This is a genomic window from Rhodococcus sp. DT1 (genome assembly GCF_049844875.1).
Classification (GTDB): domain Bacteria; phylum Actinomycetota; class Actinomycetes; order Mycobacteriales; family Mycobacteriaceae; genus Rhodococcus.
The window spans coordinates 24,366-46,092 of record NZ_JBNCLW010000009.1; the positions used below are offsets into that span (position 1 = coordinate 24,366).

Here is a 21,727-nt window from a genome sequence, read left to right on the forward strand (position 1 = left end):
TCGCCCGAATCCCGCTACCGCAGGACTTCCCGGGCGGTGCGTCGTACAGCCTCGGTGAGCGAGTCGAGAACCGGCGATTCCAGTTTCCATCGCTGCCAGTACAGCGGCACATCGAACGGCCGGCCGGGGTCGAGGCGGACCATGCCCGTCGTGTCGGTGAGCATGGGTTCGGGCAGCATGCCCCAGCCCAGGCCGAGGCGGACCGCGTCGACGAACTCGAGGGCGCCCGGGACATAGTTGCGGGGCGGTTCGAGTCGCGCGCGTGTCACCCTGCGCAATGCGCGGTCCTGCATGTCGTCCTTGCGGTCGAAGCTGAGCATCGGTGCAACGCGCAGGGCGGCAGGGGTGGTCCCGTCGGGAAACCAGTGTTCGGCGAAGTCGATGCTCGCCATGGCGTAATACCGCATGGCACCGAGCTTTTCGGAGGTGCAGCCCTGGACCGGTTCGGGTACCGAGGTCACCGCAGCCATCGCGGTGCCGTCCCGCAGCAGTTCGGTGGAATGGAACTCGTCCTCGCGGTGCAACTCGAACAGCGCGCGGTGCCGTTCCGGCATGCGGGCGAGTGCGCGCAACATCCACGTCGACATGGAGTCGGCGTTGACGACGAGGGACATCGTGACGTGATTGTCGTCACCGGGTGCGAGCCCGAGTGCATCCTCGGTGTCTTCCTCGAGGCGTGAGACCTGCCGGGCCAGTCGCATGATCGCCTCGCCGGCGGTGGTGGCCGTCACGGGGCGGGTGCGCCGCAACAACACCTGGCCCACATGGTGTTCGAGCGCTTTGATCCGCTGGCTCACCGCCGACGGCGTGATGCGCAGGACTGCGGCCGCACCGTCGAACGTGCCTTCGTCGAGTACGGCGGCGAATGTGCGCAGTTGTGCGAAGTCGACGTCCATATGAAGCAACTCTAATGGTACTGAAGAAAAATCACCTGTTCTTCATAGTCTTGGATTCCTACGGTGGACGGCATGCATCTCGTCGTCGCCGGATTCGGCATGGGCATGTCCCTCATCGTTGCGATCGGCGCGCAGAACGCCTTCGTGTTGCGAATGGCCATCGCGCGCCGGCACGTGCTGCCCGTCATCGCCGTCTGTGCGATCTCCGACGCGATACTCATCACCGCCGGCATCGCCGGTATCTCCACCCTGCTGGACCATGCGCCCGGAGCAGTGGACGTGATCCGCTGGGCCGGAGCGGCGTTCCTGATCGTCTACGGACTGCTTGCCGCGCGGCGTGCCCTGCGTCCGGCGGCGCTTGCGGCCGCGCCCGGTGGCGCCGTCACCATCGGGGCGGCCCTGGCCACGTGTCTCGCCCTGACCTGGCTCAATCCCCACACCTATCTCGACACGGTCCTCATGCTCGGATCGGTGGCGAACCACTACGGCAACCCGGGCAGGTGGTGGTTCGGTGTCGGCGCGATCGTCGCGAGCGCGGTCTGGTTCGGCGCGCTCGGTTACGGCGCCCGGCACCTCCAGCGATGGTTCGCGAAACCGAACTCGTGGCGTTTTCTCGACGGTGGCGTCGCGGTGCTCATGCTCGGACTCGGCGCAGGGCTCGTGACGGCAGGAACGTAGCGACCGGCCACCGGACTCAGGGTTCGGGAATGTCGAGTCCGAAGTTTTCGCGGGTGATGGCTTCGGGTTCGGGTCCGCCCCGCACTCCGGTGTCGAGGTCGTCGATCGCCGCGAGTTCGTCCGCGGTGAGATCGAAGTCGAAGACATGGAAGTTCTCGGCGATCCGCGACGGGGTCACCGATTTCGGGATGACCTGGCGCCCCTGCTGCAGATGCCACCGCAACATCACCTGAGCCGGGGTCTTGTCGTGTGCCCGAGCGATACCGCCGATGACGGGGTCGTCCAGGGTGGATCCGTGAGATCCGTTCCGATAGAAGGTGATTCCTCCGATCGGTGACCACGCCTGCGAGACTGTGCCGTTCTCGGCATCGGCTTCGAGCACAGCGGACTGGCGGAAGTAGGGATGCACTTCGATCTGGTTGATCGCCGGGACGATCGAGGTCGCCTCCATGAGCCGGTCGAGATGGTCCGGCATGAAGTTGCTGACTCCGATGGCACGCACCTTGCCGTCCGCGAGCAGTGTCTCGAGCGCCTTGTAGGCGGCGAGGGTGAGGTCGAACTCCCCGGGCAGCGCTTGGTGCAGGATGAGCAGATCGATCTGCTCGACACCCAGTTTCGCGGCGCTCTTGTCGAACGAATGCAAGGTCGCGTCGTATCCGTAATCGGTGATCCAGACCTTGGTCTCGAGGAAGACATCGGACCGGTCGACCGAGGACCGGGCGACGGCCTGACCCACTTCGCGCTCGTTCAGATACGCGGCGGCGGTATCGATGTGCCGGTAGCCGATGTCCAATGCGGTGGCCACCGCCGCGACGGTCTGCTCGGGTGGGGTCTGGAAGACACCGAAGCCCAGCGCGGGGATGGTGACTCCGTTGTTCAAGGTGATCAGCGGTGTGCCCATCACTCCACGCTAGGCGCCCGTCACCGTCTCCGGGGTTCGTCTGCCGAAACCGCCACAGCCGGCCGGATCGGTTCGAGATGCGTGAAGACCGTTGTTCCGGGCAGAGCATCACGGAGATCGGCTTCGAGCCGGTCGAGCAGATCGTGGCCCGCCCGGACCGTCCAGTCACCCGGCACACGCACGGTCAGGTACACGAAGCGCTGCCGTCCGGACTGCCGGGTGCGCGGCGGAAGGATCACGATGGAACCGCCTTGCCGGTACCGCTCGAGGACCGCATCGACCGCGGCGACATCCTCCGGGGGGAGCACGACGTCGAGCATGCCGATGACGGACTGCTTCACCAGCCCGTACCCGATGCGCAGGATGTTGACTGCCACGAGGATTGCCACGACGGGATCGAGCACGTCCCATCCGGTGAGTACGACGAGTCCGACACCGGCGAGCACACCTACCGAGGTCCACACATCGGTCAGCAGGTGATTGCCGTCGGCGACGAGCGTGATCGAGCGGTGCCGCCGGCCCGCCCGGATGAGAGCGAGACCCACGGCAAGGTTGACCACGGACGCGGCGGTGGACAACGCGAGACCGATACCGGGCTGCTCCACCGGTTGCGGATGCACCAGGCGGTCCACCGAGGACCACAGGATCGCGGTGGCCGCGACGAAGATCATGGTTCCTTCGACGGCCGCCGACAGGTACTCGGCTTTGCCGTGGCCGAACTGGTGGTTGTAGTCGGCAGGCTTGGCAGCGACCCGCAGTGCGATCAGGCCGACCACCGCCGCGACGAGGTTGACCCCCGACTCGAGCGCGTCGGACAGCAGGCCCACCGACCCCGTGAGCCAGGCCGCGGCCACTTTCATCGCGATGGTGACCAGCGCGGCCGCCACCGACAGCAGCATGAACCGCATCAGGAGGCGGTTCTCGTCCGGGTGTGTCATGAGGGCGTTGTTCGACCAGAAGTCCGTGTTCGACCAGTGATCAGTGCTCGACCAGGGAGAACCTTCGGCCGGCGGTTTCGGAGGCGATCAATTCGACGTAGTTGAACTTCGAATCCGGAACCCAGGGGGTCAGGCCCAGTGCGTCGACGGCCTGCACGTCGCTGAAGTGCTGAAGGATATGGGCGCGAGCGTGGATCACGACGCTCCATGCGTCGTTCGCCTCGATGTGGTCGACCTGGAACGCCACCTGGGGATACACGGTCAGTTCCGCGAGTTTGCTGCCTTCTGCGCTGCGGAAGTACACCTTCCGGTCGCGCACCGCGTAGTTGACCGGATAGATCTCCGGATAGCCGTCCACCACGACGACGAGACGGCCGACCTTCTCGGTCGCGAGCAGTTCCCAGCTTTCCTCGTCGCTCAGAACGGTGGTGGGTTCGCCGGTATTCGGGCTGTCGCTCACGGCACACTCCTCGAACTCGATGAGTCTTTCCCCTAGCTCACCACGAACGCCGGACGGGTGCACTCGAACCCCGTGACTGTCTGCTCACAGTACGGTGAGAACCGACCGATTTCCGACACCGAGGAGCCGTCATGCAGGTGGCAACCGCGCAGCCCTGGCACACCGCTACGGCTCCCGAGGTGGCCGGCGCGCTGGGCGTCGACACACAACGAGGGCTCTCCACCGCCGACGTGGAGCAACGACTGGCGGAGCACGGGCCCAACCTGATCGCCGAGACGGCGGGCACTCCCGCCTGGCGCAAAGTGCTCTCGCTGCTCGCCGACAAGATGACCCTGGTGCTGGTCGTCGCCGCGGTCGTGAGCGCGGTGGTGTCCCGGGAATGGGAAACCCCCGTCGTCATCTTCGCGGTGATCGCGCTCAACACCGTGCTGAACTTCGTGCAGGAATCGCGGGCGGAGAACAGCCTGCAGGCGCTGAAGAAGATGTCCGTGTCCACAACGCGGGTGCGTCGCGACGGCCGCGAACAGTCGCTGCCCCGGGAGCAACTCGTCCCCGGCGACATCGTCCTGCTCGAATCCGGCGACTCGGTGCCCGCCGACGGCCGTCTCGTCCATGCCGTGCGACTGCAGGTGGCCGAGGCCGCGCTCACCGGCGAATCGCACCCCGTGGACAAGTCGATCGACCCGGTGGATGCCCCGGACGCCCCGCTCGGCGACCGCACCGACATGTTGTTCATGAACACCGAGGTCACGCGCGGCCGCGCGGAAATGGTCGTGACCGCGACGGGCATGGCCACCGAAATGGGCGCCATCGCCACCCTTCTCGGTAGCGCAGGCGTGGAACAGACTCCGCTGCAGCGCCGGATCGGCCAGCTCGCCCAGACGCTGACCATCGTCGCGATCGTCACCGTCGCGCTCGTCTTCGTTCTCGGTCTGCTGCGGGGGCAGACGTGGTCGGACCTGCTCGTCACCGCGGTTTCGCTGGCTGTCGCGACCATCCCCGAGGGGCTCACGGCGGTGGTCGCGTTCACCCTCGCCATGGGAGCTTCCCGCCTCGCGGCCCGCGGAGCGATCGTGAAGCAACTCGCGGCAGTCGAGACGCTGGGCAGCACGTCGCACATCGCCACCGACAAAACCGGAACGCTCACTCTCAACGAGATGACGGTGCAACGTCTGCTGATACGCGGCCGCACGTTCCGTGTCACCGGTTCCGGCTACGGGACGGACGGGAAGATCCTCGTCGGCGACGGTCAGCCGGCCCCTGATCTCACCGACGCGTTGCTCGGTATGGGGCTGTGCAACGACGCCACGGTCAACGACGGTGTGCTCGTCGGAGATCCGACCGAGGGTGCGCTCGTCGTGCTGGCCGAGAAGGGCGGGATCGACGTCGACGGTGCGCGCGCCGCACTCACCCGGATAGCCGAGGTCCCGTTCGACTCGGCCTACAAGTACATGGCGACTTTTCACGCTCTGCCCGACGGCGGGTTCCGTTGTTTCGCCAAGGGGGCGCCGGGTGCGCTGCTCGAGCGCGCATCCACCGCGCAGGGCGCGGACGGGACGATACCGCTCGACGACGCGGCGCGCCGGAAGATCCGCGACGCCGTCGACGGACTCGCCGGCGAGGGGTTGCGAACGCTGGTGATCGCCGGACGCGACCTCGACGCGGTGCCGCGTGGGGATTCGGATGCGCTCCAGGCACTCGTATCCGACCTCACGATCTATGCGGTGGTGGGCATCGTGGATCCGCCGCGGACGGAGGCGAAAGCGGCGATCGAGGTGGCACACGAGGCGGGTATCGCGGTGCACATGATCACCGGCGACCACTTGGTCACGGCATCCGCAATCGCGGCACAACTCGGAATCGGCGGGAACGCCGCGTCGGGCGCAGACCTCGATGCCCTCGACGACGAGGAGTTGCGTGCCCGGGCCGAAGGGTTCGGTGTGCTCGCGCGGGTGGCACCCGAACACAAGATCCGGTACGTCAAGGCCCTGCAGGCAGACGGGCAGATCGTCGCGATGACGGGTGACGGCGTGAACGACGCGCCCGCGCTCGAACAGGCCGACATCGGCGTCGCGATGGGCATCACCGGCACCGACGTGTCCAAGGGCGCCGCGAACATGATCCTCACCGACGACAACTTCGCCACGATCGTCGCTGCCGTCGCCGAAGGACGCGGCATCTACGACAACATCGTCAAATTCGTGAAGTTCCAGTTGACCACCGCGTGGGGATTCGTCTTGATCTTCCTCGCGGCCGGTGCGCTCGGGCTCGCGGGCGGCGCCCCGTTCACCGCGCTGCAGATCCTGTGGGTCAACATCATCATGGACGGCCCGCCCGCCCTCGCCCTCGGCGTGGACCGGACGGAACCGGACGCGATGAAGCGGCCCCCGCGGCCGGCCAAGGAAGCGTTGCTCACCCGGTCGCGGATTCAGCGGATCCTGGGCCTGGGCATCGTGATGGCCGTCGGCACCCTCGCAGTGCTGCGCTTCGGACCGGACTTGTTCCCCGACAGTGCGGGCGATCCGCTGTTCGCCACGACGCTCGCGTTCACCACGTTCGTGTTCTTCCAGGTCTTCAACCTCTTCAACGTGCGCTCGAACGTCGGATCGGTGTTCTCGCTGCAGACGCTGACCAACCACACCATCTGGATCGCGATCGTCGTCGTGATCGTGCTGCAGGTCTGCGTGGTGCAGACGAGCTTCCTGCAGGGTCTGTTCGATACCACCGCCCTGACCGCACCCCAGTGGATGCTCGCGATCGCGGTCGGTTCGGTGGTGTTGTGGGTGGACGAAATCGGGAAGGCGATCGCGCGTGCCCGTCGTCGGGACTGAACGCCGCCTCGGCCGGCCGAGTGCCGGGCGGTCGTCGAGGAGGTAGCGGTGACCTGCCACAATCGTCGGGTGAGTGTCCTTCGCAGTACCGATTCCGCGCTACCGGTTCCGCCCGACCCCTTCTTCACCGTCGGGGCCCGACTCGACAACGGACTGGGCCGCACCGGCACCATCCACACCCCGCACGGCGACATCCGTACGCCTGCGTTCATCGGTGTGGGGACCAAGGCGACGGTCAAGGCGGTTCTGCCCGAGGCGATGAAGGACCTGGGTGCGCAGGCGCTGCTGGCGAACGCCTACCACCTCTACCTGCAGCCGGGATCGGACATCGTCGACGAGGCCGGGGGGCTCGGCAAGTTCATGAACTGGGACGGCCCGACGTTCACCGACAGCGGCGGCTTCCAGGTCATGTCGCTCGGCGTGGGATTCAAGAAGGTCATCGCCATGGAGGCGGTCGGCGTCCAGAACGACGATGTCATCGCGCATGGCAAGGAACGGCTGGCCCGGGTCGACGACGACGGCGTCACCTTCAAATCCCACCTGGACGGATCGCGGCACCGGTTCACTCCCGAGGTGTCGATGCAGATCCAGCACCAACTCGGCGCCGACATCATGTTCGCGTTCGACGAGTTGACGACATTGATGAACACGCGCGGCTATCAGGAACGCTCGATCGAACGTACCCAGGCGTGGGCGGTGCGCTGCGTCGCCGAGCACGAGAAGCTCACCGCTGAGCGCTCGCACCGTCCCTACCAGGCCCTTTTCGGTGTCGTGCAGGGAGCGCAGTACGAGGACCTTCGCCGGCAGGCGTGCCGTGGCCTCGAATCGATCGTGGGGGAGTCGGGCCGGGGCTTCGACGGATACGGAATCGGCGGCGCGCTCGAGAAGCACAACCTCGGCACGATCGTGCGCTGGTGCTGTGAGGAACTTCCCGACGCCAAGCCGCGGCACATGCTCGGTATCAGCGAGCCCGACGACGTCTTCGTCGCGATCGAGCACGGTGCCGACACCTTCGACTGTGTCAATCCGTCGCGGGTGGCGCGCAATGCGGCGATCTACCACCCGGACGGCCGGTTCAACATCAACACCAGCCGGTTCCGCCGCGACTTCACCCCGATCGACGAGAACTGCGATTGCTACACGTGCACCCACTACACCCGGGCGTACATCCACCACCTGTTCAAGGCGAAGGAGATGCTCGCGTCCACGTTGTGCACCATCCACAACGAACGGTTCACGGTGCGCCTCGTCGACGAGATCCGGTTGAGCATCGAAGGCGGCTACTTCGAGGAGCACAAGGCCGAAACCCTCGGCCGGTTCTACGCGAAGAAGCGTCAGGCGGAGTCCGACGCCGGCGCGTAGGTCGGCTCGCGCTTCTTCACGTACGCGATCACGCGGTAGGTGACCGGCAGGAGCACGACCTCGATCAGGGTCTTCCAGAGGAAGCCGACGATCACGAAGTTGGCGAAGTCACTCCACGTGGTGATGCCGATCGCGCCGGCCGCGATGGAGCAGAACACGAGGGTGTCGGCGAATTCGCCGACCACCGTCGACCCGATCAGGCGCGCCCACAGATGCTTCTCCTGCGTGCGCTCCTTGATCCGCACCAGGATGTACGAGTTGAGCAACTGGCCGACGACGTAGCCCGCCAGGCCCGCGAGCAGCATCCTCGGCACCACCCCGAGAACGGCCTCGAACGACTCCTGGTTGGCGTAGAACTCCGCGGCAGGAAGCGACTGGGCAACCCAGAAGCAGAGTGCGGACAGCGCCACGGCACCGAACCCGTACAGCACGGCCCGGCGGGTCGCCGCGAACCCGTACACCTCACTGAGCACGTCGCCGAGGATGTAGGCGAGCGGGAACAGGAAGAACCCGCCGTCGGTGATGATCGGCAGGACCTGCAGCGGACCGAGCGAGACCTCGGCGTCACCGAAGAACGCGATGCCCTTCGTCGCGCAGATGTTGGAGATCATCAACACCGCGGTGAACAGGACGACGATCCCCGGGTAGGAACTGCGCCCCACGCTGGCGAATGCCGCGTGATGCGTGGTGGATGACGGGGAACTCGTTTCGTGCTGTGTCACCCGGCCATCCAAGCATCACGCGACGATGATCGCGAAGTTGTTCAACGGCAGCGGGCCCCGTCCTGGAGGACGGGGCCCGCTTCGCAGAGTGCGGCGTCAGGACTTGACGACCCGCGTGCCACCGGCGAACTTGTCGTGGAAGCCCTGCTTGCCACTGTCCTGCTCGATGGTCACGGCGATACCGATCCATGCGACGAAGGACGCCAGGCTGACGAGCCAGCCGAGGAACGGGATACCGCTGAGAATCTGTAGCGCGACAAAGGCGTTGCGCTTCGCGGCCTCTTCGCGGGTCGGGAGTCCGCCGCCGGGGCCGACGACCGACAGACCGAGCAGCTTCTTGCCGATCGTGGCGCCCTTGGTCGACTCGAAGTAGGTCCAGTACGCGAACGCCGCGACGCCCGAGAGCACCGACATGACGAACGCCATGAACCCGCTGTCGCTCCCGAACACGACGATGCTCGTGAGAATCGCCATAGGGATGCCGACGATCAGGGCGTCGATGATGCGGGCACCGAGACGGGGCAGGAGTTCCCCCGGCCGAGTGGGGCCGAATCCGGCTCCGGGCGCGGGCGGGAAACCGGGCGCGCCGTACTGCGTGGCGCCGTACGGCTCGTTGTGGGGAGCCCCGTACTGGGGGCCGCCCTGCTGCGGTGCTCCGTACTGGGGTGCTCCGTACTGGGGAGCCCCGTACTGCGTGGCACCGGCGCCGTGCTGCTGAGCGCCGGGCTGCTGCCCGTACTGAGGCGCGCCGTACTGGGGCGCCCCGTACTGCCCGCCCTGCGACGGGTCGTTCGGGTTGTACCCGGACTGGATCGGGTTCTGGAACTGCTGGGTGTAATCGGCGGGCTGGCTGCCGTACGGCTGGTCACCGTGCGAGGGAGCACCCGGGTAGCCGCTGTGCTTGCGCGGGTCCTGCGAAGGGGGTGGGTATCCACCGGTGGTCATATGACTCCTTGTCGTTCGGCATGGCAACGCGCCACGGTACAACGTAACCGTGGCGCATCGACAGCGGTGTAGCGATGTGTAACGGACGGGCAGAAGACGAGCGCGTTCAGGCGACGACCGGACCTCCCGTGGTGATCCGGTAGGCATACGTCGACGCGATGATCGAGACCGGAATGCTGACGAGAAGTCCGAGACCACAGAGCAACGCACCGAGGATGTTGATACCGATCAGCGCCAGCGCCAGCAGGATCAGCGTGCCCGCATTGGATTTGATCGCAGTGAAACTGGATTTGATGGCCGTGATCGCGTCTTGGTTCCGGTCGACGACGAAGGGCATCGCCCACCACGTCAGGAACGCGAAGACCAGTCCGGGCAGGATGCACAGTACGAGACCCACCGAGGTGCCGATCCCGACGAGCAAGCCGGTCAGAATGACCGCGCCGATCGGGCCGACCTGCAGGAACGTCCCGAACGCGGGCTTCCGGCCGTCGACCTCGCTGAGTGCTCCGCGCACGAATGCGGCCTCGATGAGATAGCCGACCACTGCGGTGACCAACGTGCCGATCAGGTTCGTGGCGGAGAAGGCGGTGGTGAACGAGATGTTGTCGGAGTCCTGCGTGTAGTCGAAACCGTTGAAGATTCCGTTGATCAGGGCCTGGATGACGAAGGCGATGACGACCAGCACGATCCAGACACCTGGATTCGCGCTGAATTTGCGCCAGCCGAAGGAGATCGCGTCGCCCACGCTCAGCCGGGTGGGTCCAGGCGCTCCGAAGCCTTCCGAACCGAACCCGCCGGGAGGGGGCGGGTAATTCCCACCGGGTGGGGGCGGGTAGTTACCGCCGGGAGGGGGCGGGTATCCGCCCGGGGGTGGATAGTTTCCGCCGGGTGGGGGTGGGTAGTTACCGCCGGGAGGGGGATAGCTGCCGGGCGGGGGATAGTCGCCTCCCGACGGAGGTGGAGGATATCCGCCCGGGGGCGGGTAGTTCCCACCCTGCGGCGGATAGGGATCGCCACCCGGATTCTGGGGGTCTTTGCTCGGGTCGTAGCCGCCGGTAGTCATCGGTGCCCTCTCCGCAGGAGTGGATGAACGCCTGCTCCACCGCAGAGTACGTGTCCTTCAGCCGAAAAGCACCACTTCGGTCCTCCGTTCACCCCGCCTCACACGCCACGATCGGGATGGAAAACCCACGGCTCGCGGGGCATTCGCGCTGGGTCCCAGCGGTCCAGCAGCAACGGCAGTGTCACGGGTTCGCCTGGGTCCGCCAGACGCAGCGACACGGCGATCGTGCCCAGCACGTCTGCCGCGGAACGGCCCGCTGCCTCCTGGTCGGAGAGCGTCACCGCACCGTCCCGCTTCGCGAGCCGCTTGCCTTCCTCGTTCAGTGCGAGCGGCACGTGCGCGTACTGCGCCACCGGGAGGCCGAGCAGCGTGGCCAGATACGCCTGACGCGGAGCCGAGGTGAGCAGATCGTCTCCGCGTACCACCTGGTCCACGCCTTGGGCGGCGTCGTCGACGACGACGGCGAGGTTGTAGGCGGGAGTCCCGTCGTTGCGGCGCAGTACGAAGTCGTCGACGATCCCGGTGAAGTCGCCGTGCAGGACGTCGTGGACGGTGAACCACTGCTCGGTGGAACGGAGTCGGATCGCCGGTGGGCGATCGGCGGTACGTTTTGCGTTCCGCTGGTCCTCGGTGAGGTCACGGCAGGTGCCGGGGTATGCGCCGGCCGGGGCGTGCGGAGCCGATGTGGCCTGCTGGATCTCCCGTCGCGTGCAGTAACACTCGTAGGTGAGACCGGCACGGGTGAGGCGGTCGATTGCGTCCTCGTACAGACGGATTCGACGGGACTGGTGCACAACCTGACCGTCCCAGTCGAGACCCAGTGCCGCGAGATCCGCGAGTTGCCGTTGTTCGGCGCCGGGGCGGACCCGGTCGAGATCCTCCACGCGCAGCAGGAACCGCCGATCCGTCGAGCGTGCGAACAACCATGCCAGCACGGCGGTCCGGAGATTGCCGAGATGCAGGTCGCCCGACGGGCTGGGCGCGAACCGGCCCGCCCCTGCGGTGGCGGGCTCCGGTCGTTCTGTGGGATGTGACATCGGTGTACTCCGCCGAGCCGGGCTCAGTGCGCGTCCGCGCCGTGCAGGGCGAGCTGGATCTGCGTGTGCAGGGCGTGCGTCAGGTATTCGCGCGGGTAGAGATCCGGGCTCGATGCGGCATCGAGCGCGAGACCGTGCACCGCGGCGAGGAGGAGCGTTGCGCGCGTCTCCGGGTCTGGGGCGCCCAGCCTGATCAATACGGTTGCGATGCCGGTGCGAACGGTGAACAGCGTCGAACTGCGGATCCCGCTCAGCGACGGGGACGTGACTGCGCGGACGGCGAACGCAGCCATCACGTGGACCTCGCTGCCGCGTTGCTCGTCGAGCGGCAGCAACTGGCTGAGCGCGGCGAACAGCGTCCGCGCCGGGTCGATGTCGGGATCGACGTTCGCGAGGCGGGTGAGTACCCGGTCGGATAGGGCGCGGAACGAATAGGCGAGCATCTCGTCTTTCGTCGGAAAGTGATGCTGCACCGCGCCGATCGATACGCCGGCCTCGTTGGCGACTTCGCGCACGCTGGCCGCTTCGAGTCCACTGCGTGCGGCAACTTCGAGCAGTGCCGCAGCGAGCCTGGTGGGGCTGGTGGTGGCGTAGGGGCGGGCGCGCATGGATGCACCGTAGCGGAGCGGGCGACCGTACGAACGTACGGGGATAACGCTCCGCGCCGATCCGGATCTCGCTGTCACGCCGTCTTCTTCACTTCCGGCGAGCGAAGGAACCGCACCGCCACGGCGAGCGCGGCGGCGACCGCGGTCGCGATCCAGAGGGCGTGCAGGCCGAACAGATGATGCGCGAGGGCTCCGAGCAACCCTCCCGCCACCAAGCCTCCCCATCGGCCGAGGTAGGGCAGCCAGCCCCAGCGTGGGCCGCCGAAGAATGCGGACGCTATCTCGTGCCCGATCTTCACGAGCGCACCGGTCATGTAGGTGAGGGCAACGGTTGCCTCGCCTTTGCGCCGGAACACGGAATTCTCGACGCCCATCGCCAGCGTCATCGCCGTCACTGCCACCGGTATCCACCCGGGTATCGCGCTCAGCGAACCGATGGCGAGCAGCACCGCGACGGTGACGAGCACCGCAGTTTTCCGCGTTCTGCGGTCGCGGTCGGTGAGTTCCGCGATGACGCCACCCAGAATCACCCCGATCACGAAGAGGACAACGATGCCCCCGATCAGAGCAGCCGTGCGCCATGAGGCGTCGGCCGTTTCGACGGCGAACCGTGTGGAGTTGCCGCTCATGAAGGAGACGAACACACCACCGAGGGTGATGAACCCGAGAGCATCGACGAACCCCGCAAGTGCCGACAGGGCCACCGTGAGTGCCTGCAGCTCTCTGTTGTTTTCGGGCACGGGGCAATAGTAGGACCGAACCCGTCGCCGGGACCCCGTTGTAACGGCACAGCGTCCGGTCGGCGATGAGCAGGGGGCACCCGGCCTCACCTTTCTCAGGAGCTTCTGCATGGCATCACCCCGCACGTCGTCCGGCTTTCGCGCGCTTGTCGCGGCGACGGTCGCAGGGTTCGTTCTGGTGGGCTGCGGTGGGGTGGAGGAGGACACCGCGTCGGCCGTCCCCGCCGTCGCGGCCACAGACCGGTCGACGACGGAACGGGTCGCGCCGGCCCCGACCACCCCTCCAGCGCCGACCGCGCCGAGCACCGCGCCGCCGGCCGTGTCCGAGGACACCTCGTCGATGTCGGCGGCCCTGTCCCGGTTGACAGAGATACCGATCAAGGGACGCGCCCCGAAGACGGGCTACGACCGCGACCTGTTCGGTCAGGCGTGGAGTGACGACGTGTCGGTCGAGTTCGGGCACAACGGCTGCGACACCCGCAACGACATCCTGCGCCGTGACCTGGTCGACATCGCCTACAAGCCCGGCACCCGCGACTGCGTCGTCGCGTCCGGCACGCTGCACGATGTCTACACCGGCACCACGATCGCGTTCACTCGTGGTCAGGACACGTCCACCGCAGTGCAGATCGACCACGTCGTTGCGCTATCGGATGCCTGGCAGAAGGGTGCGCAGCAACTGGATCCCGAGACGCGCGCGAACTTCGCGAACGATCCACGGAATCTTCAGGCGGTCGACGGTCCCACCAACTCGCGCAAGGGCGACGGCGACGCCGCGACCTGGCTGCCGCCGCATCGCCCGTACCGCTGTACGTATGTCGCACGTCAGGTCCAGGTCAAGGCCGAGTACGGGTTGTGGGTGACTCAGGCCGAGCACGATGCGATGGTCAGAATCCTCACCGAATGTGGCGGCACGGCAACAGGAGTCGCAGCCGGTTCCGCCGGGACCGACACCGCGACGCCGGTGCCGACGACGGTCGCTCCCCAGCCCCAGCCCCAGCCCCAGCCCCAGCCCCTCGCGCCGGCTCCCGCTCCCGCGCCGGAACCTGCACCCGCGAGCGCGTACTACAAGAACTGCTCGGCTGCCCGCGCTGCAGGAGCAGCGCCGCTCTATGCCGGTGAGCCCGGCTACCGGGCCGAGATGGACCGTGACAAAGACGGGGTCGCGTGCGAGTGAACCCCGCGAAACGGGTTGCCGCCCCGGGAGTCACGGCGTGCGTGACTTCCGGGCCTTCTCGATCGTGAGTTCGATCGAATCGAGGAGTCGTTCGAGGCTCGGTTCGAACGGCCCGTCCGGTTCGTCGAAGGCCCCGGCTTCCCAGACACGGGTCATGGTCGGGTAGCGCTCGACGTCGAACCAGTCTTCCCAGAAACTGTTCATCGACATCCAGTACGCGTCGCGGTCGAGTCCGGTGTTCTCCCTGTCCCGGTTCTCCGCGATCGCGCCGCGTGCAAGCCCTTGGACGAAATTGTCCACGACACCGATGATTTCGACGACCTGACGCTCCGTGGTGCCCTCGTCCACGAGGATGCGGAGGCCGGCTTCCTGTGCGTCGAGAACGTATGGAGCGAGCGGTGCCCGCCACATGTTGGTCTGCAGGATCCAGGGGTGCCGGAGGTACAGGTTCCAGTGCTCGCGCGCGTACGTGGCGAGCGCGGGACGCCACGGGGTGCCCGGTGCCGGCAGGTCGAGTTCGGAGTAGGCGCGGTCGACCATGAGATCGATCAGTTCGGTCCGCCCGGGGACGTACGTGTAGAGCGACATGGCGCCGACGCGAAGTGCGGCCGCGACGCGCCGCATCGACAGTGCGTCCAGTCCGCCCTCGTCCGCGACAGCGATTGCGGCCCCGACCACGTCGTCGCGGGTGAGGCCGGCTTTTCTTCCCCGGGTCTTGGGTTCGGTCGGTGCCCACAACAGCGCGAGACGACGGGTCGCCTCGGCGGTGCGGTCCGATTCTCTGTCTTCTTCGTTCTGCCGGTCGGGCGGCAACGACGATCCTTTCTCCGGGTTTATTTCCGTACATCGTATGATAATCTGTTCCCGCCTATTCCGGTACGACGTACGAATAGAGAATCGGATGATCCGAGCACGCGGACTTACCAAGACGTTCCGTCGCAAGAAGGACACGATCCAGGCAGTGGACGACGTCGACGTCGACGTTGCGGAAGGTGAACTCGTTGCCTTCCTCGGCCCCAACGGGGCCGGAAAGTCCACCACCATGCGCATGCTGACCAGCCTCCTGACACCGACATCGGGCACGGCGACGGTCGCCGGGTTCGATGTCGTCCGCGACCCCGACCGGGTACGCGCCCACATCGGTTACATCGGACAGGGCAACGGCGGTGGCTACTCCTACAAAGTGCGCGACGAGCTGTACAACCAGGGCCGGTTCTACGGCCTGCCCGCACGCCGATACCGCAGCCGCGCTGCGGAACTCATCGAGGCGCTGGAACTCGGTGGGCTCGAGAAGCGCGGCATCCAATCACTGTCCGGCGGCCAGAAGCGCCGGTTGGATGTCGCTCTCGGTCTCATGCACGAACCGCCACTGCTGTTTCTCGACGAACCCACCACGGGTCTGGACCCACACAGTCGAGCCAATCTGTGGGAGCACATCCAGGAACTCCGCCGGCGCACCGGTATGACGATCGTGCTCACGACGCACTACCTCGACGAAGCGGACAAGATGGCAGAACGAGTGGTGGTGATCGACCACGGCCGGATCGTCGCCGACGCGTCGCCGGGCGATCTCGAACGCGAGTATGCCGACGACGTCATCACCGCACGCGTCGCCTCGCCGGCCGTACTCGACGCCACCGAGGCGGCCGGGCTCGTCCGCCGGGCTCTCCCGCCGGACATCGGAGCCGTGGACACCGAGGTCTCGGGCGATGTCGTCACCGTCGTCATTGCCACAACCCACGGCGCCGAGCGGCTTCCCGCCGCGCTCGAAGCGATGCGTCTTGCCGGCCTGGCGGTGCTGTCCGCCTCGCTCACGCAGGCGAGCCTCGACGACGTCTTTCTCAACCTGACCGGTCGCAGCCTGCGAGAGGAGATCGCGTCGTGAACGTGCAGACCGACGTCCCACCGGTTCGTTCCCGCCCCGCCGACGTAACGGCACCACGGGCTGGGGCCGCAAAATTCACCGCCGACACCGCAGCGGTGTTCATCCGCGAGATACTGCTGCTGCTCCGCGACCCGTTCAGCCTTACGTTCTCGCTGCTGCAACCCCTCGTGTTCCTCGCGCTCTTCGGCCCGCTCCTCACGGGTGCACTCGGCGTCGGGTCCACCGCCGAGACGTTGCAGTGGTTCGTGCCCGGCGTGATCGTCATGATTGCGCTGTTCGGCACCTCGATGACGGGTTCGAACCTGTTGTACGAATTGATGACGGGATCCTACGAACGCGTACTCGCGACCCCGCTGTGCAGGTCTTCACTTCTCGTGGGACGAGCGCTGAAAGAGTTCGCGCCGCTCATGATTCAGGGTCTGCTCATCGTGATCGTGTGTGTGCCGTTCGGTTTCGAGTTGTACCCGTTCCATGTACTTGCGGGACTGGCGCTGCTCGGTGTGTTCGGAATCGGGGTGGGCGCACTGTCCTGTGCGCTTGCCCTCGCCGCCCAGAACCGCGAGTGGATGTTCTGGACCGTGCAGCAGACTCTGTTGTTCCCGCTCCTGATCCTGTCGGGAATGATGCTGCCGCTCGATGCGGGCCCCGCATGGATGCGGACGGTCGCGCTGCTCAACCCGCTGACCTACATCGTCGACGCCGAACGGGCGTTGCTCGGAGGTGCGGTTGCCGATCCGGCTGTCGCACGCGGCGTCCTTGCGGCAGTGCTGACCTGCGTGGTGGGGCTCGTCGTCGGGATCCGCCGGACCCGCCGAACCGTATAGCTCCGAGGTTCCCGCTACTCCGGAGTCCACCGGATGCAGAAAACCCCCGCGGGCCGCTTTCGCGTCCCACGGGGGTTCCTGTGGCGGAGGATAGGGGATTTGAACCCCTGAGGGCGTTAACCCAACCCGCGTTCCAGGCGAGCGCCATAGGCCACTAGGCGAATCCTCCGTGGGGAAGCATAGCGAATGTCCGGCCATAGTTACCAAACGGGCAGGTCGAACTACGGATTTCCGCCCCTGGGAGGGGGGTGGTGCGCGGCGTGCCGTACGTCCTCTACACTTGCCGATGGATCCCGCGCGGCGCGCATCCTGTGAACTCCCCCAGGGCCGGAAGGCAGCAAGGGTCAACGGGCTCTGCCGGGTGCGCGGGGTCCTCTTAATCTCCGCCGATGCCCGTGTCACCGTGCACGGTGAAAGGTCCTTCCGCATGCCTAGGCAAACCCAGTTCGGGTTGATGAGCCATGAGGAACTCGTCGCAGAGCACGAGCGCCAGTCCTCGAATTACGAGCGCTTGAAGACCGAGAAGCTGACGCTGGACCTGACGCGCGGCAAGCCGTCGCCCGAACAGCTCGACCTCTCTGAGGAGTTGCTGTCGCTGCCCGGGCAGGACGACTACCGCGATGCGAACGGCACCGACACCCGTAACTACGGCGGTCTCACCGGTCTGCCCGAGCTGCGCGCGATCTTCGCCGAACTGCTGAACATCCCCGCCGAGAACCTGCTCGCGGGCAACAATGCGAGCCTCGAGATCATGCACGACCTCATTGTCTGGTCGATGCTGCACGGTACGGTCGATTCCCCGCGCCCCTGGTCGCAGGAACCGGTGGTCAAGTTCCTGTGCCCCGCACCGGGGTACGACAGGCACTTCGCGATCAGCGAGTCGCTCGGCATCGAGATGATCCCCGTTCCGGTGCGCGACGACGGACCCGACGTGCGGCTGATCGCCGATCTCGTCGCGAACGATCCGCAGATCAAGGGCATGTGGACGGTGCCCACCTATTCGAACCCGACCGGCGCTGTCTATAGCGAGGACGTCGCACGCGAACTCGTGTCGATGCCGACCGCGGCACCCGACTTCCGGATCTTCTGGGACAACGCGTACGCGGTGCACCCGCTGACCGAGAACCTGGCCCCGGCGATCGACATCCTGGGACTTGCCGCGCAGGCCGGCCACCCCAACCGGGTCTTCGCGCTGGCGTCGACGTCGAAGATCACGTTCGCCGGGTCCGGTGTGAGCTTTTTCGGTAGCTCCACCGAGAATCTGGCGTGGTACCAGAAGCACCTCGGCATCAAGACCATCGGACCCGACAAGGTCAACCAGCTCCGGCACCTGCGCTTCTTCGGCGATGCCGCGGGCGTGCGAGCCCATATGGCCAAGCATCGCGAGATCCTCGCGCCGAAGTTCGCGCTCGTCCGCCGCATCCTCGAGGATCGGCTGGGTGAGTCGAAGGTGGCGTCGTGGACCGACCCCAAGGGTGGCTACTTCATCAGCCTCGATGTCGTGGACGGCACCGCCAAGCGGGTTATCTCGCTCGCGAAGGACGCCGGCATCGCACTCACCGGTGCGGGCTCCGCGTTTCCGTACAAGAATGATCCCGACGACAGGAACATCCGGCTCGCGCCGAGTTTCCCGTCACTCGGTGAACTCGAAAAGGCCATGGACGGCGTCGCGACATGCGTCCTGCTCGCCGCCACGGAGAAAGCGCTCGAGGCGTAGCTCCACCGGCTCGACGACGGTCGGCGTCCGCCGCAGACCGCGTGCCGGTCTCCGCCGGTGCCGGGGTCCGAACGGAAAGGCCCGGTTCACGCTTGTTCCCAAGCTGTGGACAACCCTGTGGAATTCCGGTGGACCGAACGTGGACAACTGCGAGCGCAGCGCTCTGACCTGTGGTTCTCGGAGGGGCCTGCGAATTCCACACCCTGTGAGAAATGTCCGTTTCTGCGCGGCGTGGTTCGGTACGGTGCTCGGAGCCGGTCTAAGGCCGTCACGCCGGGCTGTGGCGTCGGCTGGGCCGACCGGGGCATGATCGACCCATGGACGCAACGCTGAATCTGGTGGGAGACCCCGACGCCGACGCTCTGCTCTCGCAGAATCCGGCGGCGCTGCTCATCGGGATGCTGCTCGATCAGCAGGTCCCCATGGAAACCGCGTTCGCGGGCCCGAAGAAGATCGCGGATCGGCTCGGCCGGCTCGATGTCCATGAGATCGCCGCGATGAAACCCGACGAGTTCATCGCGGTGTGTGCGCAGCCCCCCGCGGTGCACCGGTTCCCGAAGTCGATGGGGGAACGTATCCAGTCGCTGTGCACATACCTCGTGGAGCACTACGACGGCGACGCCACCGCGCTCTGGACCTCCGGTGAACCGGACGGCAAGGAAGTGCTGAAGCGGCTGAAAGCGTTGCCGGGATACGGCGACCAGAAGGCACGCATCTTCCTCGCGCTGCTCGGCAAGCAGGTCGGTGTGGAGCCGACGGGCTGGCGAGCAGCGGCGGGCGCCTACGGTGACGAGAATTCGCGCCGGTCGATCGCCGATGTCGTAGATCAGCAGTCGCTTCTCGAGGTGCGTGAGTTCAAGAAGGCGGCCAAGGCCGAGGCGAAGGCCGCGAAGAAGTAGCCCGGCTGGGCCACCGGGCTACTTCGTTGCGAGATCAGAGTTCGCGGAACCGCGGGATGAGATGCTCCGCGACGTGCTTCGCCTCGTCGATCAGCGGCCATCCCGCGAGGATGAGGGTGGTCAATCCGGTTTCGTCGCGCAGCGTGCGCACATGCCCGGTGATCTCGTCCGGTTCGCCGACGTAGTACACCGCCGACGATCCGGTGGCGAAGATATCCAGCGGCGACCAGGCGGTGATGCCCGCGTACAGACCGTCGCCGAGGTACAGGTCCTCGGGCTCGGGCAATTTGCCGGCGTTGATCGTGTCGACCCAGCCCTGTCGCTGCGCGTCGCGAGCGGTGAACGTCTCCAAGGTCTGCTGACCACCGGTCCGGCGGCGCACCGCATTGTCGAGCACCTCGCGGATCCGCTCGATCCCGGTCTTCTCGAACAGCGAGCGGAACCGGTCGAGCGCCTCGGCGCGATTCGGGCGCACGATCACGCCCGACAGGCCACCGAAGTCGCTGAACTCGCGCCCCTCGGCGGCAGCGGATTCGCGCGCTGCGGTGAACTTGTCTCGGACGAAAGCGTTTTCGCGCAGCATCACCAGGTAGGCGTCGAGCACCTTGCCGGAGTTCTGCAGGCCGGCGGGGGAATCGCCTGTGCCCCAGAGGGGCACCGTGTGCCCGGTTTCGGGCGGATCGATCCGCAGCGGGGTGTTGGGAAAGTTCGACTCCGTGCCTTCGGCGTAGATGCGGCGGAAGTCGGCCCAGTACTGCTCACCGAGTTCGTAACGCCGATCGTGCTCGACGTTCATGTCGTACTTGGTGAGGATGTTCTCCCGGCCGTTGACGGAATTGATCATCAACCGGCCACCGCTGAACGCGTCGAAGGTCAGCGCCTTTTCGGCGAGGAGCCGCGCGGGTGTCATGTTGGCGTAGACCGCGACGAGGAACTTCATCCGGCTGGTGTGCGCCGCGGCCCACGTGGCGGAGATGAACGGGTCGTTCGGCCAGGTCGCCACGAGCGCGCCGTCGAAGCCGCCGTCGTCGATGGTCTTGGCCAGCTCGATCTGTCGCTGCCCGTCGACCGGGTACAGCCCGTCCGGGCTCCAGGGATAGTCGCCGTCCGCCTGGGTGAGATACCAGAAGGTCTTGATGCCCATCAGTGTGCGTCCTTCGTCGGGAGATCGAGAGTGTCGATGCGTGCGCGGGCGCGAAGCGCCGCCGCATCGACGGTGAACAGTGCGTCGAGGTAGGCCACCGCGAACGAACCGGGACCGGTGGAGTTCTCCTCGGCGATCTCCGACGCGACCGCGACGTGGGTGTGGGCGGCCGCGAGGCCGATCAGCGGCGTCGGAGCAACCGCGAGGTACGCCGCGACCAGGCCGCCGAGCGAGCATCCGGTGGAGGTCACGCGGGGGAGCATCGCGCTGCCACCGCCGATGCGCAGTCCGGTGATCTCACCGTTGCGGTCGCGGCCGACCAGGTAGTCGATCGGCCCCGACGCGGACACGGCGTCCGCGTGCTCGAGCAGAGCCAGCGCGGCAGGCAGGGCGGCTGCGGCCTCGTCGGCACTGTCGACACCGCGGGTGTCGCCGCCGAGTCCGGCGAGCGCGATGATCTCGGATGCGTTGCCGCGGACCGCGGTCGGCCGGAACTTCAGCAGATCCGCGGCGAGACCGGTGCGCCAGGACAGGCCGCCGACCCCGACCGGATCCAGCACCCATGGGGTGCCGGCATCGTGTGCGGCTTCGGCGGCGCGGGTGAAGGCGACGGCGGTCCCGTCGTCGGGCGTCCCGAGGTTGACGAGCACACCGCCGGCGATGCGCGCGAACTCTCCGGCTTCGTGTGCGTTGTCGATGTGCGCGTTGCTGGCGCCGGCCGCGAGCAGCACGTTGGTGAGGAAGTTTGCGGAGACGATATTGGTGAGCGACTGCACCAGCGGCACTCGCGCGCGGAGCGCGTCGAGGGCAGAGACGAGATCGTCGACGGTGGGAGCATTCGTCGTGGTAGTCACAGAAATCCTGTCGGAGAAGGGCATTCGGGGCAGGGTCAGGACCGGG

At 66.7% G+C, this 21,727-nt stretch carries 21 protein-coding genes, 1 tRNA gene and 1 other RNA gene; 9 read left to right on the forward strand and 14 right to left on the reverse strand.

Annotated features, from left to right (window positions below; genetic code table 11):
• Positions 1-14: 14 nt before the first annotated feature.
• The gene (locus tag ACLQ3J_RS20270) at positions 15-896 is read right to left on the reverse strand and encodes a LysR family transcriptional regulator ArgP (RefSeq protein ID WP_169622547.1); all 882 of its coding nucleotides are present in this window, start codon (positions 894-896) and stop codon (positions 15-17) included.
• Between the two features lie 72 nt (positions 897-968).
• Between ACLQ3J_RS20270 and ACLQ3J_RS20275 the strand changes: the two genes are divergently transcribed.
• On the forward strand, positions 969-1,574 hold the full coding sequence (locus tag ACLQ3J_RS20275) for a LysE/ArgO family amino acid transporter (protein WP_169622548.1): 606 nt from the start codon (positions 969-971) through the stop codon (positions 1,572-1,574).
• Between the two features lie 16 nt (positions 1,575-1,590).
• Here the strand turns inward: ACLQ3J_RS20275 and ACLQ3J_RS20280 are convergent, their stop codons facing one another.
• From ACLQ3J_RS20280 to ACLQ3J_RS20290, 3 genes are read right to left on the reverse strand one after another with little or no spacing between them, the layout of a single operon-like run.
• Positions 1,591-2,475 (reverse strand): aldo/keto reductase, encoded by an 885-nt coding sequence (locus ACLQ3J_RS20280; RefSeq protein WP_425904248.1) that lies wholly within the window; start codon positions 2,473-2,475, stop codon positions 1,591-1,593.
• Between the two features lie 20 nt (positions 2,476-2,495).
• Entirely contained in the window at positions 2,496-3,413 is a 918-nt protein-coding gene (locus ACLQ3J_RS20285) for a cation diffusion facilitator family transporter (protein WP_425904249.1), read from the reverse strand.
• Positions 3,414-3,453: 40 nt separating this feature from the next.
• The gene (locus ACLQ3J_RS20290) at positions 3,454-3,873 is read right to left on the reverse strand and encodes a pyridoxamine 5'-phosphate oxidase family protein (protein WP_425904250.1); all 420 of its coding nucleotides are present in this window, start codon (positions 3,871-3,873) and stop codon (positions 3,454-3,456) included.
• A gap of 131 nt (positions 3,874-4,004) precedes the next feature.
• On the opposite strand from ACLQ3J_RS20290, the gene ACLQ3J_RS20295 reads away from it, so the two are divergent.
• Entirely contained in the window at positions 4,005-6,704 is a 2,700-nt protein-coding gene (locus tag ACLQ3J_RS20295; RefSeq protein WP_425904251.1) for a cation-translocating P-type ATPase, read from the forward strand.
• Between the two features lie 69 nt (positions 6,705-6,773).
• Positions 6,774-8,066 carry a tRNA guanosine(34) transglycosylase Tgt gene (gene tgt / locus ACLQ3J_RS20300; RefSeq protein ID WP_296550174.1) on the forward strand — a complete coding sequence of 431 codons (1,293 nt, stop codon included), beginning with the start codon at positions 6,774-6,776 and terminating at the stop codon, positions 8,064-8,066.
• Here tgt and ACLQ3J_RS20305 read toward each other — a convergent pair.
• The 6 genes from ACLQ3J_RS20305 to ACLQ3J_RS20330 form a co-directional block, all read right to left on the reverse strand.
• Positions 8,039-8,788: a queuosine precursor transporter gene (locus ACLQ3J_RS20305; protein WP_296550172.1), complete on the reverse strand. Its 750-nt coding sequence runs from the start codon at positions 8,786-8,788 to the stop codon at positions 8,039-8,041. The genes tgt and ACLQ3J_RS20305 overlap by 28 nt on opposite strands.
• Positions 8,789-8,884: 96 nt before the next feature.
• Positions 8,885-9,733 (reverse strand): RDD family protein, encoded by an 849-nt coding sequence (locus ACLQ3J_RS20310; RefSeq protein WP_425904252.1) that lies wholly within the window; start codon positions 9,731-9,733, stop codon positions 8,885-8,887.
• 106 nt (positions 9,734-9,839) lie between these two features.
• A complete protein-coding gene (locus ACLQ3J_RS20315) occupies positions 9,840-10,478 on the reverse strand; it encodes a hypothetical protein (RefSeq protein WP_425904253.1) in 639 nt (212 codons plus the stop codon).
• A gap of 416 nt (positions 10,479-10,894) precedes the next feature.
• Positions 10,895-11,833 carry a tRNA glutamyl-Q(34) synthetase GluQRS gene (gluQRS, locus tag ACLQ3J_RS20320; protein ID WP_169622555.1) on the reverse strand — a complete coding sequence of 313 codons (939 nt, stop codon included), beginning with the start codon at positions 11,831-11,833 and terminating at the stop codon, positions 10,895-10,897.
• Between the two features lie 23 nt (positions 11,834-11,856).
• Positions 11,857-12,441: a TetR/AcrR family transcriptional regulator gene (locus tag ACLQ3J_RS20325; RefSeq protein ID WP_169622556.1), complete on the reverse strand. Its 585-nt coding sequence runs from the start codon at positions 12,439-12,441 to the stop codon at positions 11,857-11,859.
• A gap of 74 nt (positions 12,442-12,515) precedes the next feature.
• On the reverse strand, positions 12,516-13,181 hold the full coding sequence (locus ACLQ3J_RS20330; protein WP_296550908.1) for a YoaK family protein: 666 nt from the start codon (positions 13,179-13,181) through the stop codon (positions 12,516-12,518).
• Positions 13,182-13,290: 109 nt separating this feature from the next.
• On the opposite strand from ACLQ3J_RS20330, the gene ACLQ3J_RS20335 reads away from it, so the two are divergent.
• Positions 13,291-14,358 (forward strand): GmrSD restriction endonuclease domain-containing protein, encoded by a 1,068-nt coding sequence (locus ACLQ3J_RS20335; protein ID WP_378528562.1) that lies wholly within the window; start codon positions 13,291-13,293, stop codon positions 14,356-14,358.
• A gap of 30 nt (positions 14,359-14,388) precedes the next feature.
• Here the strand turns inward: ACLQ3J_RS20335 and ACLQ3J_RS20340 are convergent, their stop codons facing one another.
• On the reverse strand, positions 14,389-15,171 hold the full coding sequence (locus ACLQ3J_RS20340; protein ID WP_425904254.1) for a TetR/AcrR family transcriptional regulator: 783 nt from the start codon (positions 15,169-15,171) through the stop codon (positions 14,389-14,391).
• Positions 15,172-15,259: 88 nt separating this feature from the next.
• On the opposite strand from ACLQ3J_RS20340, the gene ACLQ3J_RS20345 reads away from it, so the two are divergent.
• Positions 15,260-16,243, forward strand: a complete 984-nt coding sequence (locus tag ACLQ3J_RS20345; RefSeq protein WP_169652987.1) for an ATP-binding cassette domain-containing protein — start codon at positions 15,260-15,262, stop codon at positions 16,241-16,243.
• Positions 16,240-17,067, forward strand: a complete 828-nt coding sequence (locus ACLQ3J_RS20350; protein ID WP_378528561.1) for an ABC transporter permease — start codon at positions 16,240-16,242, stop codon at positions 17,065-17,067. Before ACLQ3J_RS20345 ends, ACLQ3J_RS20350 begins: the two co-directional genes overlap by 4 nt.
• Positions 17,068-17,148: 81 nt before the next feature.
• Here ACLQ3J_RS20350 and ACLQ3J_RS20355 read toward each other — a convergent pair.
• A tRNA-Ser gene (locus ACLQ3J_RS20355) sits at positions 17,149-17,236 on the reverse strand.
• 116 nt (positions 17,237-17,352) lie between these two features.
• Between ACLQ3J_RS20355 and ffs the strand changes: the two genes are divergently transcribed.
• The 3 genes from ffs (at position 17,353) to ACLQ3J_RS20370 (ending at position 19,683) form a co-directional block, all read left to right on the forward strand.
• Positions 17,353-17,447, forward strand: an RNA gene (ffs, locus tag ACLQ3J_RS20360) — signal recognition particle sRNA small type.
• Positions 17,448-17,494: 47 nt separating this feature from the next.
• Positions 17,495-18,784: an aminotransferase class I/II-fold pyridoxal phosphate-dependent enzyme gene (locus ACLQ3J_RS20365; protein WP_425904255.1), complete on the forward strand. Its 1,290-nt coding sequence runs from the start codon at positions 17,495-17,497 to the stop codon at positions 18,782-18,784.
• A 317-nt stretch (positions 18,785-19,101) separates the two neighbouring features.
• Positions 19,102-19,683 carry an HhH-GPD-type base excision DNA repair protein gene (locus ACLQ3J_RS20370; protein ID WP_169622562.1) on the forward strand — a complete coding sequence of 194 codons (582 nt, stop codon included), beginning with the start codon at positions 19,102-19,104 and terminating at the stop codon, positions 19,681-19,683.
• Between the two features lie 34 nt (positions 19,684-19,717).
• Here ACLQ3J_RS20370 and ACLQ3J_RS20375 read toward each other — a convergent pair whose 3' ends face one another.
• Positions 19,718-20,827 (reverse strand): LLM class flavin-dependent oxidoreductase, encoded by a 1,110-nt coding sequence (locus tag ACLQ3J_RS20375; protein WP_169622563.1) that lies wholly within the window; start codon positions 20,825-20,827, stop codon positions 19,718-19,720.
• Complete coding sequence (gene thiM / locus ACLQ3J_RS20380) at positions 20,827-21,705, reverse strand: hydroxyethylthiazole kinase (protein WP_169622564.1); 879 nt, start codon at positions 21,703-21,705, stop codon at positions 20,827-20,829. The genes ACLQ3J_RS20375 and thiM overlap by 1 nt, the downstream gene beginning before the upstream one ends.
• Positions 21,706-21,727 lie beyond the last annotated feature (22 nt).

Coding starts and splice junctions, on each gene's coding strand:
- ACLQ3J_RS20270 (WP_169622547.1), bottom strand. CDS start 896: ATGGACGTCGACTTCGCACAACTGCGCACATTCGCCGCCGTACTCGAC.
- ACLQ3J_RS20275 (WP_169622548.1), top strand. CDS start 969: ATGCATCTCGTCGTCGCCGGATTCGGCATGGGCATGTCCCTCATCGTT.
- ACLQ3J_RS20280 (WP_425904248.1), bottom strand. CDS start 2,475: ATGGGCACACCGCTGATCACCTTGAACAACGGAGTCACCATCCCCGCG.
- ACLQ3J_RS20285 (WP_425904249.1), bottom strand. CDS start 3,413: ATGACACACCCGGACGAGAACCGCCTCCTGATGCGGTTCATGCTGCTG.
- ACLQ3J_RS20295 (WP_425904251.1), top strand. CDS start 4,005: ATGCAGGTGGCAACCGCGCAGCCCTGGCACACCGCTACGGCTCCCGAG.
- ACLQ3J_RS20310 (WP_425904252.1), bottom strand. CDS start 9,733: ATGACCACCGGTGGATACCCACCCCCTTCGCAGGACCCGCGCAAGCAC.
- gluQRS (WP_169622555.1), bottom strand. CDS start 11,833: ATGTCACATCCCACAGAACGACCGGAGCCCGCCACCGCAGGGGCGGGC.
- ACLQ3J_RS20325 (WP_169622556.1), bottom strand. CDS start 12,441: ATGCGCGCCCGCCCCTACGCCACCACCAGCCCCACCAGGCTCGCTGCG.
- ACLQ3J_RS20335 (WP_378528562.1), top strand. CDS start 13,291: ATGGCATCACCCCGCACGTCGTCCGGCTTTCGCGCGCTTGTCGCGGCG.
- ACLQ3J_RS20345 (WP_169652987.1), top strand. CDS start 15,260: ATGATCCGAGCACGCGGACTTACCAAGACGTTCCGTCGCAAGAAGGAC.
- ACLQ3J_RS20365 (WP_425904255.1), top strand. CDS start 17,495: ATGCCTAGGCAAACCCAGTTCGGGTTGATGAGCCATGAGGAACTCGTC.
- ACLQ3J_RS20370 (WP_169622562.1), top strand. CDS start 19,102: ATGGACGCAACGCTGAATCTGGTGGGAGACCCCGACGCCGACGCTCTG.
- ACLQ3J_RS20375 (WP_169622563.1), bottom strand. CDS start 20,827: ATGGGCATCAAGACCTTCTGGTATCTCACCCAGGCGGACGGCGACTAT.
- thiM (WP_169622564.1), bottom strand. CDS start 21,705: ATGCCCTTCTCCGACAGGATTTCTGTGACTACCACGACGAATGCTCCC.